Below are 14,227 nucleotides of genomic sequence, written 5' to 3' on the forward strand. Positions count from 1 at the left end.
CCGTAGCGCCGATGGTAGTGTGGGGTCTCCCCATGCGAGAGTAGGGAACTGCCAGGCATCAAACAGTGAAGAAGCCCATCCTGACGGATGGGCTTTTTTGCGTCTGTGGCAGGCTGACAAGCGCAGCGCCATCAGGCAGAACAGCGCACATTGCCGGATGGCGGCTTCGCCTTATCCGGCCTACAGGCAGGGCGAGCCACCGTGGTAGCGTAAATGCAATAACGGATACGGCCGCCCAAGATCATCGACCTCTGCGCGCCCCGTCACCCAGAATCCCATCTTCTTATAGAACCCAACGGCTTGTTCATTCTGTTGGTTCACGTTAGTTGTTAACGCGGGTGCTAACGAAAGCGCATGCTCAATCAACAGCTTACCTACGCCACGGCCCCGAACGTCGGGATCAACAAACAGCGCATCCATATGATCACCGGTGAGTAACATAAATGCGACGGGCTCATCCTGCTCATTAGCGGCGACCCATAAAGGCGCTTCGGGTAAAAACGAGCGGACTAACTCCTCCAGCTCGATACGGTATTCTTTAGACAGAAAATCATGAGTGGCGTCGACCGAACGACACCAGATCGCAATCAGTTTTTCTCCTTCATCATGCCGGGATCGGCGGATGTTAATAACCATATTCTCTCCTTTTCGTTATGCTTATATTCTAACGTATCCGTCGTCGTGAAACTTTCTCACCTTTAACATGCAGACTCGACATTGGCGTAATTTCTGGGTATCTTCAGCTATCTGGATGTCTAAACGTTTAAACGTATGTAGTGAGGTTATCAGGTTATGCCGATTCGCGTGCAGGACGAGCTACCCGCCGTCAATTTCTTGCGTGAGGAAAACGTCTTTGTCATGACGACTTCCCGCGCTTCAGGTCAGGAAATTCGTCCGCTCAAGGTGCTAATCCTCAACCTGATGCCGAAGAAAATCGAAACGGAAAATCAGTTTTTGCGTCTCCTGTCGAACTCTCCGCTGCAGGTGGATGTTCAGTTACTGCGCATTGATGCTCGTGAGTCGCGTAATACGCCGGCCGAACACCTGAACAACTTTTACTGTAACTTTGAGGATATCTGCGATCAGAACTTCGATGGACTGATCGTCACCGGTGCGCCGCTGGGTCTGGTGGAGTTCAATGATGTTGCCTACTGGCCACAGATCAAACAGGTGCTGGAATGGGCGAAAGATCATGTCACCTCAACGCTGTTTGTCTGTTGGGCGGTGCAGGCCGCACTCAATATCCTCTACGGTATTCCGAAGCAGACCCGCACCGACAAGCTCTCTGGCGTTTATGAGCATCATATCCTTCACCCTCACGCACTGCTGACGCGGGGTTTTGATGATTCGTTCCTCGCCCCGCATTCGCGCTACGCTGATTTCCCGGCTGTGCTGATCCGTGACTATACCGATCTTGAGATCCTCGCCGAGACTGAGAATGGTGATGCCTACCTGTTTGCCAGTAAAGATAAACGCATTGCGTTTGTCACGGGTCATCCGGAATATGACGCTAACACGTTGGGCAGCGAATATTTCCGTGATGTGGAAGCCGGGTTAAGTCCAGAGATTCCGTACAACTATTTTCCGAAAAACGATCCCCAAAACAAACCTCGCGCCACCTGGCGAAGCCACGGTAATTTGCTGTTTATCAACTGGCTCAACTATTACGTCTATCAGATCACGCCATATGATCTGCGTCACATGAATCCAACGCTGGATTAATCGTCTGTCGCTGACGATCCTAAAGCGTTTCAGCATATTGAATCAGGCACCTTCGGGTGCCTTTTTTATTTCCGAAATACACCTCATCTTGTAATTAAACTTTATTTTTATTGTTATCAATAGGTTAATTGATAATTTAATTAAAAATGGAAATTGTTTTTGATTTTGATTTTGAAATGAGTAGTCTTAGTTGTGCTGAACGAAAAGCGCACAACGATCCTTCGTTCGCATTGGGAATGCTTTGTTATCAATGACGAGGAGTTACAGAATGAATCAACAGGCAACGACTACCGATGAATTGATCTTTACCAGGCCTTACGGTGAGTCAGAGAAGCAGATCCTGACCGCTGAAGCGGTCGAATTCCTTACCGAACTGGTGGCGCGCTTTACGGCAAAGCGCAATAAGCTGCTCGCGGCTCGTATTCAGCAGCAGCAGGATATCGACAACGGTATATTGCCTGATTTTATTTCGGAAACCGTTTCCATTAGGAATGATGACTGGAAGATTCGCGGCATTCCGGCGGATTTACAGGATCGCCGGGTTGAAATTACCGGGCCGGTTGAGCGCAAGATGGTTATCAATGCGCTGAACGCGAATGTGAAGGTTTTTATGGCCGATTTCGAAGATTCGCTGGCACCGGAATGGAGCAAAGTGATCGACGGACATATCAACCTGCGCGACGCGGTAAACGGCACCATTAGCTACACCAATGAAGCCGGCAAAATCTATCAATTGAAACCCGATCCGGCTTTACTGATTTGTCGTGTGCGCGGCCTGCACCTGCCGGAAAAACATGTGACCTGGCGCGGTGAAGCGATCCCCGGCAGCTTGTTCGACTTTGCTCTCTATTTCTTCCATAACTACAAATCATTACTGGCTAAAGGCAGCGGTCCCTATTTTTACCTGCCGAAAACGCAGGCGTGGCAGGAAGCGGCCTGGTGGAGTGAAGTCTTCAGCTATACCGAAGATCGTTTCAATCTGTCGCGCGGCACGATTAAAGCCACACTGCTGATTGAAACCCTGCCGGCGGTGTTCCAGATGGATGAGATCCTGCACGCGCTGCGCGATCATATCGTCGGCCTGAACTGTGGGCGTTGGGACTACATTTTCAGTTATATCAAAACGTTGAAGAATCATCCGGATCGCGTTCTGCCGGACCGCCAGGTAGTGACGATGGATAAGCCCTTCCTCAGCGCCTATTCGCGTCTGCTGATTAAAACCTGCCACAGGCGTGGTGCCTTCGCGATGGGCGGTATGGCGGCATTCATCCCGAGCAAAGACGTTGAACGCAACAATCAGGTGCTCAGCAAGGTGAAAGCGGATAAAGCGCTGGAAGCCAATAACGGCCACGACGGTACGTGGATTGCGCATCCTGGTCTGGCGGATACCGCGATGGCGGTCTTCAACGAGGTGTTGGGCGAGAACAAAAACCAACTGTTTGTGACCCGTGATGAAGACGCGCCGATTACCGCAGAACAATTGCTGGCACCGTGTGAAGGCGAGCGTACCGAAGAGGGGATGCGCGCCAATATTCGCGTTGCGGTGCAGTACATCGAGGCGTGGATCTCTGGCAACGGCTGCGTGCCGATTTATGGCCTGATGGAAGATGCGGCGACGGCGGAAATCTCCCGTACGTCAATCTGGCAGTGGATCCATCACGAGAAAACCCTGAGCAATGGTAAACCGGTCACTAAGGCGCTGTTCCGCCAGATGTTGGCTGAAGAAATGCGGGTCATCCAGGACGAACTGGGCGAACACCGCTACAGCAGCGGCCGTTTTGACGATGCCGCGCACCTGATGGAACAAATCATCACCTCTGACGAATTAATCGATTTCCTGACGTTGCCAGGCTACCGCCTGCTGGCTTAATTGCCCAGGCTATTTTGTTCGCCATTTTGGCCCTGGGCTGTGCTCAAAATCCTCACGTACTCTTAGTACGCTCCGGTTTTTTGCGCGCAGGCCGTGACCAAACTGCCTTCACCAATAACGCCTGGGAAGCCAGGAAGATAATATGGAGCATCTGCACATGAAAACCCGTACCCAACAGATCGAAGAATTACAGAAAGAATGGACACAACCGCGCTGGGAAGGCATCCGTCGCCCGTACAGCGCGGAGGACGTGGTGAAATTACGCGGCTCGGTCAACCCGGAATGCACACTGGCACAGTTGGGCGCGGCCAAAATGTGGCGCCTGCTGCACGGTGAATCAAAAAAAGGCTACATCAACAGCCTCGGTGCGCTGACCGGCGGCCAGGCGTTGCAGCAGGCAAAAGCGGGCATCGAAGCGGTGTATCTGTCGGGCTGGCAGGTCGCGGCGGACGCTAACCTGGCATCCAGCATGTACCCGGATCAATCGCTCTACCCGGCAAACTCTGTTCCGGCAGTGGTGGATCGGATCAACAACACCTTCCGTCGTGCGGATCAGATCCAGTGGTCCAGCGGTATTGAACCGAACGATCCGCGCTATGTGGATTACTTTCTGCCGATCGTTGCCGATGCGGAAGCCGGTTTTGGTGGCGTACTGAATGCCTTTGAGCTGATGAAATCGATGATTGAAGCCGGTGCAGCGGCTGTTCACTTCGAAGATCAGCTGGCGTCGGTGAAGAAGTGCGGCCATATGGGCGGTAAAGTGCTGGTGCCGACTCAGGAAGCGATTCAGAAACTGGTGGCTGCGCGTCTGGCGGCTGACGTCATGGGCGTACCGACACTGGTGATCGCCCGTACCGATGCGGATGCGGCGGATCTGATCACTTCCGACTGTGACCCGTACGACAGCGAATTTATTACCGGTGAGCGTACCAGTGAAGGCTTCTTCCGTACTCATGCCGGCATTGAGCAGGCGATCAGCCGTGGTCTGGCCTATGCCCCGTATGCCGACCTGGTCTGGTGTGAAACCTCCACGCCGGATCTTGGACTGGCGAAGCGTTTTGCCGATGCCATTCACGCGAAGTATCCAGGTAAACTGCTGGCCTACAACTGCTCGCCGTCGTTTAACTGGCAGAAGAATCTGGACGACAAGACCATCGCCAGCTTCCAGCAACAGTTGTCCGATATGGGCTACAAGTACCAGTTCATCACCCTGGCGGGTATCCACAGCATGTGGTTCAACATGTTCGACCTCGCGCGTTCCTACGCACAGGGCGAAGGCATGAAGCATTACGTTGAAAAGGTACAGCAGCCAGAATTCGCCGCAGGCCCGGACGGTTACACCTTCGTCTCTCACCAACAGGAAGTGGGCACCGGCTACTTCGATAAAGTCACCACCATCATTCAGGGCGGCGCATCATCGGTGACCGCGTTGACCGGTTCGACCGAAGAATCGCAGTTCTGATTAATGCCCGGTGGCGCTGCGCTTACCGGGCCTACGAAGGGATGTAGGCCGGATAAGCAAACGCGCCATCCGGCATGACGTTGTGCCGGATGGGGAGAAGCGATGACGCGTGGCCTGGAGTTACTGATTGCTCAGACGATTTTGCAAGGTTTCGACGCCCAGTATGGTCGATTTCTGGAAGTGACCTCCGGCGCGCAACAGCGCTTTGAACAGGCCGACTGGCATGCCGTGCAGCAGGCGATGAAAAGCCGTATTCACCTCTACGATCACCATGTGGGTTTGGTGGTGGAACAACTGCGCTGCATTACTGGCGGCAAAAGTACCGACGCCGCGTTTTTGCTGCGTGTAAAAGAGCATTACACCGGGCTCCTGCCGGATTACCCGCGCTTCGAGATTGCGGAGAGTTTTTTTAACTCCGTATATTGTCGGTTATTTGACCACCGCTCGCTCACTCCCGAGCGGCTCTTTATTTTTAGCTCCCAGCCGGAACGCCGTTTTCGGACGATCCCGCGTCCTCTGGCGAAAGATTTCTTCCCCGATCATGGATGGGAACCGCTGCTCACCCGCATTCTCAGCGATCTGCCGCTGCGTCTGCCCTGGCAGAACAAAGGGCGAGATATTCGCTACATCATCATGCATCTGCGCGAAACCTTTGGCGAAGAGACCTTGCAGCACTGTCGTCTACAGGTGGCAAACGAGCTGTTTTATCGCAACAAAGCCGCCTGGCTGGTGGGCAAACTCATCACGCCAACGGCCACGCTGCCTTTTTTACTGCCGATTCATCGTACCGATGAGGGTGAACTGTTTGTGGATACCTGCCTGACCACCACGGCAGAAGCCAGCATCGTGTTCGGTTTCGCCCGCTCCTATTTTATGGTGTATGCGCCGCTGCCCGCCGCGCTGGTGGAATGGCTGCGCGAGATCCTGCCGGGAAAAACCACCGCAGAGTTATACATGGCGATAGGCTGTCAGAAACATGCGAAGACCGAGAGCTATCGCGAGTATCTGTTGTATCTGCGCAACTGCGATGAGCAGTTTATTGAAGCTCCGGGCATACGCGGGATGGTGATGCTGGTCTTTACGCTGCCGGGCTTTGACCGGGTATTCAAAATTATCAAAGATAAGTTCGCGCCGCAGAAAGAGATGTCTGCCGCTCACGTACGCGCTTGCTATCAACTGGTAAAAGAGCACGATCGCGTGGGGCGCATGGCGGATACTCAGGAGTTCGAAAACTTCGTACTGGATAAACGCCAGATCGATCCGGCGCTGATGGCGCTGTTGTTTGAGGAAGTGCCGGAAAAGATTACTGACCTTGGCGAGCAGATTGTCATCCGTCATCTTTATATTGAGCGGCGGATGGTGCCGCTCAATATCTGGCTTGAGCAGGTGGAAGGCCAGCAGTTGCGGGATGCGATTGAGGAGTATGGCAACGCGATCCGCCAGCTTGCCGCGGCCAATATTTTCCCCGGCGACATGCTGTTCAAAAATTTCGGCGTCACCCGCCATGGTCGCGTGGTGTTCTACGATTACGACGAAATCTGCTACATGACGGAAGTGAATTTCCGCCATATCCCACCGCCGCGCTACCCGGAAGATGAGCTGTCGGGTGAACCGTGGTACAGCGTGTCGCCGGGCGATGTGTTTCCTGAGGAGTTTCGTCACTGGCTGTGCGCCGACCCGCGAATCCGGCCGCTGTTTGAGGAGATGCACGCCGACCTGTTCAGCGCCGACTATTGGCGCGGCCTGCAGACGCGTATTCGCGAAGGGCATGTGGAAGATGTTTACGCCTATCGCCGTCGCCAGCGATTCAGCGTACGGTTTACCTGATTACTGGAGGCCGGATAAGACGTTTACGTCGCCATCCGGCAATATGCGCCGATCTGCCTGATGGCGCTATGCTTATCAGGCCTACCATACTCCAACCGTAGGCCGGATAAGACGTTTACGCCGCCATCCGGCAATATGCGCCGATCTGCCTGATGGCGCTATGCTTATCAGGCCTACTGAAAATGCCTCTCAGGGGTATTTTGCTTACCGGATCCCGCCGTACGCCAGCGTGACTTCTTTCGCCGCCTTGATCACCATCGCGCCAAACTCGGTAACGCGGTCGTCGGTGATGCGCGAAATCGGGCCGGAGATAGAGATCGCCGCGAACGGCTCGCGATGCTCGTCAAAAATGCACGACGCCACGCAGCGCAAACCGAGTGCATGCTCCTCATCATCAAAGGAATAACCGCGCTTGCGGGTCTGGGCGAGGTCGTCCTTCAGATGAACCGGGGAGACCAGCGTCGCGTGGGTGTACGCATGCAGCCCTTTGCGGTGCAGCAACTGGGTTACCTGTTCTTCACTCAGCTGCGCTAAAAACGCTTTGCCTGCGCCAGAGGCGTGCATCGGCAGCTTACCGCCAATCGGTGCAGACATGCGCATCAGTTGGGTGCACTGCACCTGGTCAATGATAATCGCCTGATGGTCACTCTGATCCAACACCGCCAGATTTACCGTTTCACCGGAATCCTCCATCAGTTTGCGCAGAATCGGATGGACGATTGCCAGCAGATTGCGGCTCTGTAAAAAGCTGCTGCCGACGATGAACGCGTGCGCGCCTATCGCCCAGTGCCCAAGATCGCCCACCTGACGCACAAAGCCCTGCTGCTGCATGGTGGTGAGTAAACGGTGAGTGGTGGAGTTTGGCAAACCAGCCTGCTGTGCCAGTTCGGTCAACGCCACGCTGCCGTTGGATTCCGCGATCCATTCCAGTAGTTTCAGGCCACGGGTCAGCGACTGAACCTGTCCGGCAGCGGGGGCGGTTGTCGCAGCGGGTTTTCTGCCGCGTTTGGCGGGAACGGGTGCAACCATAGCGGACTCCTTTTTCTGTATCGTGGAAATCATTTTCGTTTTATTCAATTATAATGCAAGAAGTCTTGTACTGATCGGATGAGTGAAGCTGAACATGTCTCATGTTGCCCGTTGTTGGCTTTTCCGTCAGCCCTGTTTATGCCACTATGTTTTGTTGACTTTTTCGGTCTGGTTGAGCGTTGTCGGGAGCAAGTGTGAGCAGCAAAGTTGAACAACTGCGTGCGCAGTTAAATGAACGTATTCTGGTGCTGGACGGCGGCATGGGCACGATGATCCAGAGCTACCGTCTGAGTGAAGAGGATTTCCGTGGTGAACGCTTTGCCGACTGGCCGTGCGACCTGAAAGGTAATAATGACCTGCTGGTGCTTAGCAAGCCAGAGGTGATTGCTGCCATACACAACGCGTATTTTGACGCGGGCGCGGACATCATTGAAACCAACACCTTCAACTCCACTCCTATCGCAATGGCGGATTACCAGATGGAATCCCTGTCGGCGGAGATCAACTTTGCCGCCGCGAAACTGGCGCGCGCCTGTGCTGATGAGTGGACCGCACGCACCCCGGAAAAACCACGCTATGTTGCGGGCGTTCTCGGCCCAACTAACCGGACCGCGTCGATCTCGCCGGATGTGAATGATCCGGCATTCCGTAATATCACCTTTGACCAGTTGGTGGCCGCTTACCGCGAATCCACCAAAGCGCTGGTGGAAGGCGGCAGCGATCTGATTTTAATTGAAACCGTCTTTGATACGCTGAACGCGAAAGCGGCGATTTTCGCTGTTAAAGAGGAGCTGGAGGCGCTGGGCGTCGACCTGCCGATCATGATTTCCGGCACCATCACCGATGCTTCAGGCCGTACGCTTTCCGGTCAGACCACGGAGGCGTTTTATAACTCCCTGCGCCATGCCGAGCCTCTTACCTTCGGTCTCAACTGTGCGCTGGGGCCGGACGAACTGCGCCAGTATGTGCAAGAGCTTTCACGTATTGCCGAATGCTACGTGACGGCACACCCGAACGCCGGGTTGCCCAACGCTTTCGGTGAATACGATCTGGACGCCGATACGATGGCGGGTCAGATCCGCGAGTGGGCCGAAGCGGGTTTCCTGAACATCGTTGGCGGCTGCTGCGGTACCACTCCGGAACACATTGCGGCGATGAGCCGCGCCGTCGAGGGATTGGCGCCACGTCAGTTGCCGGAGATCCCCGTCGCCTGCCGCCTGTCCGGTCTTGAGCCGCTGAATATTGGCGACGACAGCCTGTTTGTGAACGTCGGTGAACGTACCAACGTCACCGGTTCCGCCAAATTTAAGCGCCTGATCAAAGAAGAAAAATACAACGAAGCGCTGGATGTTGCCCGTCAGCAGGTCGAAAGCGGTGCGCAGATTATCGATATCAACATGGATGAGGGGATGCTCGACGCCGAAGCGGCGATGGTGCGCTTCCTCAACCTGATTGCCGGTGAGCCGGATATTGCTCGTGTGCCGATCATGATTGACTCCTCAAAATGGGAAGTCATCGAGAAAGGGCTGAAGTGCATTCAAGGGAAAGGCATCGTTAACTCCATCTCCATGAAAGAGGGGGTTGAGATCTTCACCCACCACGCGAAGCTGCTGCGTCGCTACGGTGCGGCGGTAGTGGTGATGGCCTTTGATGAACAGGGCCAGGCGGATACCCGCGCGCGTAAAATCGAGATTTGCCGCCGTGCGTACAAGATTCTCACCGAAGAGGTGGGCTTCCCGCCGGAAGACATTATTTTCGACCCGAATATTTTCGCGGTAGCGACCGGGATTGAAGAGCACAACAACTATGCACAGGACTTTATCGGCGCGTGTGAAGACATCAAACGCGAGCTACCGCATGCGCTGATCTCTGGCGGCGTGTCCAACGTGTCGTTCTCGTTCCGCGGTAACGACCCGGTACGTGAAGCCATTCACGCGGTGTTCCTTTACTACGCCATTCGCAACGGTATGGACATGGGGATTGTGAACGCCGGACAGTTGGCGATTTACGACGATTTGCCGGCTGACCTACGCGACGCGGTCGAGGACGTGATCCTCAACCGTCGTGATGACGGCACTGAGCGACTGCTGGAACTGGCGGAGAAATACCGTGGCAGCAAGAGCGATGAGGCGGCCAACGCCCAACTGGCGGAATGGCGCACCTGGGAAGTGAAAAAACGCCTCGAATACTCGCTGGTTAAAGGCATCACCGAATTTATCGAGCAGGACACCGAAGAGGCGCGTCAGCAGGCCGCCCGTCCGATTGAAGTGATTGAAGGGCCGCTGATGGACGGTATGAACGTCGTCGGCGACCTGTTTGGCGAGGGCAAGATGTTCCTGCCGCAGGTGGTGAAATCCGCTCGCGTAATGAAACAGGCGGTGGCGTATCTCGAACCGTTTATCGAAGCCAGCAAAGAGAAAGGCTCCAGCAACGGTAAAATGGTGATCGCCACCGTGAAGGGCGACGTTCACGATATCGGCAAGAACATTGTTGGCGTGGTCCTGCAATGTAACAACTACGAGATCGTCGATCTTGGCGTGATGGTGCCGGCAGAGAAGATCCTCAGAACCGCGAAAGAGGTGAATGCCGATCTGATCGGCCTTTCCGGGCTGATTACCCCGTCGCTGGACGAAATGGTCAACGTGGCGAAAGAGATGGAGCGTCAGGGCTTCACCATTCCGCTGCTGATTGGCGGGGCGACGACCTCGAAAGCGCATACGGCGGTGAAAATCGAGCAGAACTACAGTGGCCCCACGGTTTACGTGCAGAACGCTTCGCGCACCGTCGGCGTGGTCGCCGCGCTACTTTCCGACACCCAGCGCGATGACTTTGTCGCCCGTACCCGCAAAGAGTATGAAACCGTGCGTATCCAGCATGGGCGTAAGAAACCGCGTACGCCGCCGGTGACACTGGCGGCCGCGCGTGAAAACGATCTGGCGTTTGACTGGGAAAACTATACTCCGCCGGTGGCGCATCGTCTGGGCGTGCAGGAGGTCGAAGCCAGCATCGAAACGCTGCGTAACTATATCGACTGGACCCCGTTCTTTATGACCTGGTCGCTGGCCGGGAAATATCCGCGCATTCTGGAAGATGAAGTGGTCGGCGTCGAGGCGAAGCGCCTGTTTAACGATGCTAACGACATGCTGGATAAACTGAGCGCGGAGAAGGCGCTGAATCCGCGCGGCGTGGTGGGGCTGTTCCCGGCAAACCGTGTGGGCGATGACATTGAAATCTATCGCGATGAAACGCGTACTCACGTGCTGACGGTCAGTCATCATCTGCGTCAGCAAACCGAAAAAGTGGGCTTTGCCAACTACTGCCTGTCTGATTTCGTGGCGCCGAAGCTGTCCGGTAAAGCGGACTACATCGGTGCCTTTGCGGTGACGGGAGGTCTGGAGGAAGACGCGCTGGCCGATGCGTTTGAAGCGCAGCACGATGATTACAACAAGATCATGGTGAAAGCGCTTGCCGACCGTCTGGCGGAAGCCTTCGCGGAATACCTGCATGAGCGCGTGCGTAAGGTCTACTGGGGCTATGCGGCCAACGAGAACCTCAGTAACGAGGAGTTGATTCGCGAAAACTACCAGGGGATTCGTCCAGCGCCAGGGTATCCGGCCTGTCCGGAGCACACCGAGAAAGGCACCATCTGGCAGTTGCTGGATGTGGAAAAACACACCGGCATGAAGCTCACCGAATCCTTCGCCATGTGGCCTGGCGCATCGGTCTCCGGCTGGTACTTCAGTCATCCGGACAGCAAGTACTACGCGGTCGCGCAGATTCAGCGCGATCAGGTAGAAGACTATGCTTTCCGTAAAGGGATGAGCGTCTCTGAGGTTGAACGCTGGCTGGCCCCTAACCTGGGCTATGACGCCGACTGATCGGTCCGGGCGTTTCCCGTCAGCGTCAGCCGTTCAGCGGCGCTGGTGGGAAACGTAATGGCAACGGAGGCCATGTAACATGTTTAGCCTGTTCAAAACCCGAAATAAAATTCTCTTATTCTGGGGGCTGATGGATCTGCTGGCGCTGGGCGCATATTTCTGGCTGTCCACGCGTCAGGGCAACGTACCCTTTTATTCGGATGTGGTTAATTTCACCCACACCTTTTCCGCTTTTGGGGCGAGTGAAGGACCCGGCGCAGCGATCCAGATCGTCTTCTTCGTTGGCCTGTTAATGAAGATTTCGCTCGTCTACACCGCATATTTGTTTCTGTTTAAAGATAAATTGAATTATATCCTGCTGGGCATTCAGGAGGTTTTACGCTTTGCGTCACTGACCTGCTCGGTCTCACTGTTTCCCCTGTTTTTCTCGCTCATCGGCAGCCATTCGGCAGCGTTGGCGCTGTCCGGATTTCTGTTATCCGAATGCGGCAAAGTGGGGTCGCTATGGTGGTATCACAGACGTTCGGCATGACGTGAGCGGGGAAATCCCGACAGGATGTCACGAAACTGTCATCTTTCCTTACAACTAACAGGGTGCTCACCGGGCACCCTGTCTCTTTCTTGCGTTTAAACCCTTATACTGGAAGAAGGCTCATGAACGTTACTTGCCGGATGGCGGCGTATGCGCCTTATCCGGCTTACCGGGCTTATTTGTAGGCCTGATAAGCGCAGCGTCATCAGGCATGATGCTGGCGCCATGAGTCCCGGGAACCTATAACAATAAGGAGTACCTGATTCCGTGTTAACTTTGCTCCACCTGCTTTCTGCTGTCGCCCTGCTGGTCTGGGGTACCCATATTGTTCGTACTGGCGTCATGCGGGTGTTTGGCGCTCGCCTGCGTACCGTTCTGAGCCGTAGCGTTGAAAAGAAACCGCTCGCCTTCTGCGCGGGGATTGGCGTCACTGCGCTGGTACAAAGCAGTAACGCCACCACCATGCTGGTGACCTCGTTTGTCGCCCAGGATCTTGTCGCGCTGACGCCTGCGCTGGTGATTGTGCTCGGCGCTGACGTGGGAACCGCGCTGATGGCGCGTATTCTCACCTTCGATTTATCATGGCTGTCGCCGCTGCTGATTTTTATCGGCGTGATCTTCTTCCTCGGCCGTAAACAGTCACGCGCCGGGCAACTGGGGCGGGTGGGTATCGGCCTTGGCCTGATCCTGCTGGCGCTGGAGCTGATTGTCCAGGCCGTCACGCCCATGACGCAGGCCAGCGGCGTGCAGGTGATTTTCGCCTCGCTGACCGGCGATATCATGCTGGATGCGCTAATTGGCGCGATGTTCGCGATAATCAGTTACTCCAGCCTGGCGGCGGTACTGCTAACGGCTACCCTGACGGCGGCGGGGATCATCTCCTTCCCGGTGGCGCTGTGTCTGGTGATTGGCGCCAACCTTGGCTCCGGCCTGCTGGCGATGCTCAACAACAGCGCGGCCAATGCCGCGGCTCGCCGCGTCGCGCTCGGCAGTCTGTTGTTCAAGCTGGTGGGCAGCCTGATTATTCTACCGTTTGTACACCCACTGGCGAATCTGATGGATGAATTGCCGCTGCCGAAATCCGAGCTGGTGATCTATTTCCACGTCTTCTACAACCTGGTGCGCTGCCTGGCGATGATTCCTTTTGCCGAGCCGATGGCGCGCTTCTGTAAGCGCATCATCCGCGACGAGCCGGAGCTGGATGCACACCTCAAGCCGAAGCACCTTGACGTCAGCGCGCTGGATACACCGACCCTTGCGCTGGCCAATGCCGCCCGTGAAGCGCTGCGCATCGGCGATGCGATGGAACAGATGATGGAAGGGCTGAAAAGGGTGATGCACGGCGAACCGCGCGAAGAGAAAGAGCTGCGCAAAATGGCGGATGACATTAACGTGCTCTACACCGCCATTAAGCTCTACCTGGCGCGAATGCCGAAAGAGGAACTGGCGGAGGAGGAGTCGCGCCGCTGGGCGGAGATTATCGAGATGTCGCTCAACCTTGAACAGGCGTCGGATATTGTGGAGCGCATGGGCAGTGAAATTGCCGACAAGTCGCTGGCGGCGCGCCGGGCGTTTTCGATTGAGGGGTTAAAAGAGCTGGATGCGCTCTATGACCAACTGCTCAGCAATCTGCAACTGGCGATGTCGGTGTTCTTCTCCGGCGACGTGACCAGCGCCCGCCGGTTGCGCCGTAGCAAACATCGTTTCCGGATCCTGAACCGTCGTTACTCGCATGCGCACGTAGACCGTCTGCATCAGCAAAACGTACAAAGCATCGAAACCAGTTCTCTGCACCTGGGGTTACTGGGCGATATGCAGCGTCTGAACTCGCTGTTCTGTTCTGTGGCCTACAGCGTGCTGGAACAGCCGGACGAAGACGATGAGCGGGATGATTACTAACCGGCGGT

The 14,227-nt window shown here is 55.4% G+C and carries 10 protein-coding genes and 1 pseudogene; 8 read left to right on the plus strand and 3 right to left on the minus strand.

The genetic code is table 11. The annotated features are described in order from the left end of the window. Nucleotides 1–208 (plus strand): hypothetical protein (locus tag ACERJC_RS19935; protein WP_373672339.1); only part of this gene is annotated, 208 nt, incomplete at its 5' end. Here ACERJC_RS19935 and ACERJC_RS19940 read toward each other — a convergent pair. Further along, the gene (locus tag ACERJC_RS19940; RefSeq protein WP_373672340.1) at nt 181–636 is read right to left on the minus strand and encodes an acetyltransferase; all 456 of its coding nucleotides are present in this window, start codon (nt 634–636) and stop codon (nt 181–183) included. The two genes, ACERJC_RS19935 and ACERJC_RS19940, sit on opposite strands and share 28 nt — an antisense overlap. 156 nt (nt 637–792) lie before the next feature. Between ACERJC_RS19940 and metA the strand changes: the two genes are divergently transcribed. From metA to aceK, 4 genes are all read left to right on the plus strand, one after another. Further along, nucleotides 793–1,722, plus strand: coding sequence for a homoserine O-acetyltransferase MetA (gene metA / locus ACERJC_RS19945; protein WP_152401349.1), 930 nt, complete (start codon nt 793–795; stop codon nt 1,720–1,722). Between the two features lie 268 nt (nt 1,723–1,990). Continuing rightward, nucleotides 1,991–3,592 (plus strand): malate synthase A, encoded by a 1,602-nt coding sequence (gene aceB / locus ACERJC_RS19950; RefSeq protein WP_373672341.1) that lies wholly within the window; start codon nt 1,991–1,993, stop codon nt 3,590–3,592. Nucleotides 3,593–3,749: 157 nt separating this feature from the next. Then, nucleotides 3,750–5,054 (plus strand): isocitrate lyase, encoded by a 1,305-nt coding sequence (aceA, locus tag ACERJC_RS19955; protein ID WP_373672414.1) that lies wholly within the window; start codon nt 3,750–3,752, stop codon nt 5,052–5,054. 102 nt (nt 5,055–5,156) lie between these two features. Continuing rightward, nucleotides 5,157–6,881 carry a bifunctional isocitrate dehydrogenase kinase/phosphatase gene (gene aceK / locus ACERJC_RS19960; protein ID WP_286632475.1) on the plus strand — a complete coding sequence of 575 codons (1,725 nt, stop codon included), beginning with the start codon at nt 5,157–5,159 and terminating at the stop codon, nt 6,879–6,881. A gap of 204 nt (nt 6,882–7,085) precedes the next feature. Here the strand turns inward: aceK and iclR are convergent, their stop codons facing one another. Then, complete coding sequence (gene iclR, locus ACERJC_RS19965; RefSeq protein ID WP_152401355.1) at nt 7,086–7,910, minus strand: glyoxylate bypass operon transcriptional repressor IclR; 825 nt, start codon at nt 7,908–7,910, stop codon at nt 7,086–7,088. Nucleotides 7,911–8,104: 194 nt separating this feature from the next. Here iclR and metH point away from each other — a divergent pair, with 194 nt between their 5' ends. After that, nucleotides 8,105–11,788: a methionine synthase gene (gene metH / locus ACERJC_RS19970; RefSeq protein ID WP_373672342.1), complete on the plus strand. Its 3,684-nt coding sequence runs from the start codon at nt 8,105–8,107 to the stop codon at nt 11,786–11,788. Nucleotides 11,789–11,918: 130 nt separating this feature from the next. Beyond that, on the plus strand, nt 11,919–12,320 hold the full coding sequence (locus ACERJC_RS19975; RefSeq protein ID WP_152401359.1) for a hypothetical protein: 402 nt from the start codon (nt 11,919–11,921) through the stop codon (nt 12,318–12,320). Nucleotides 12,321–12,449: 129 nt separating this feature from the next. On the opposite strand, the pseudogene ACERJC_RS19980 reads toward ACERJC_RS19975, so the two are convergent. After that, a pseudogene (locus ACERJC_RS19980) lies at nt 12,450–12,530 on the minus strand (hypothetical protein); the annotation flags it as partial. Between the two features lie 57 nt (nt 12,531–12,587). Between ACERJC_RS19980 and ACERJC_RS19985 the strand changes: the two are divergent. Beyond that, complete coding sequence (locus tag ACERJC_RS19985; protein WP_373672343.1) at nt 12,588–14,219, plus strand: Na/Pi cotransporter family protein; 1,632 nt, start codon at nt 12,588–12,590, stop codon at nt 14,217–14,219. Nucleotides 14,220–14,227 lie beyond the last annotated feature (8 nt).

The sequence above is a fragment of the Citrobacter telavivensis genome, from assembly GCF_041807075.1.
Lineage (GTDB): Bacteria > Pseudomonadota > Gammaproteobacteria > Enterobacterales > Enterobacteriaceae > Citrobacter_A > Citrobacter_A telavivensis.

Bases quoted from the DNA above. Each gene is read 5' to 3' on its own strand.
- ACERJC_RS19975 (WP_152401359.1), top strand. From the start codon at position 11,919: ATGGATCTGCTGGCGCTGGGCGCATATTTCTGGCTGTCCACGCGTCAG.
- ACERJC_RS19940 (WP_373672340.1), bottom strand. From the start codon at position 636: ATGGTTATTAACATCCGCCGATCCCGGCATGATGAAGGAGAAAAACTG.
- metA (WP_152401349.1), top strand. From the start codon at position 793: ATGCCGATTCGCGTGCAGGACGAGCTACCCGCCGTCAATTTCTTGCGT.
- aceB (WP_373672341.1), top strand. From the start codon at position 1,991: ATGAATCAACAGGCAACGACTACCGATGAATTGATCTTTACCAGGCCT.
- aceA (WP_373672414.1), top strand. From the start codon at position 3,750: ATGAAAACCCGTACCCAACAGATCGAAGAATTACAGAAAGAATGGACA.
- iclR (WP_152401355.1), bottom strand. From the start codon at position 7,910: ATGGTTGCACCCGTTCCCGCCAAACGCGGCAGAAAACCCGCTGCGACA.
- aceK (WP_286632475.1), top strand. From the start codon at position 5,157: ATGACGCGTGGCCTGGAGTTACTGATTGCTCAGACGATTTTGCAAGGT.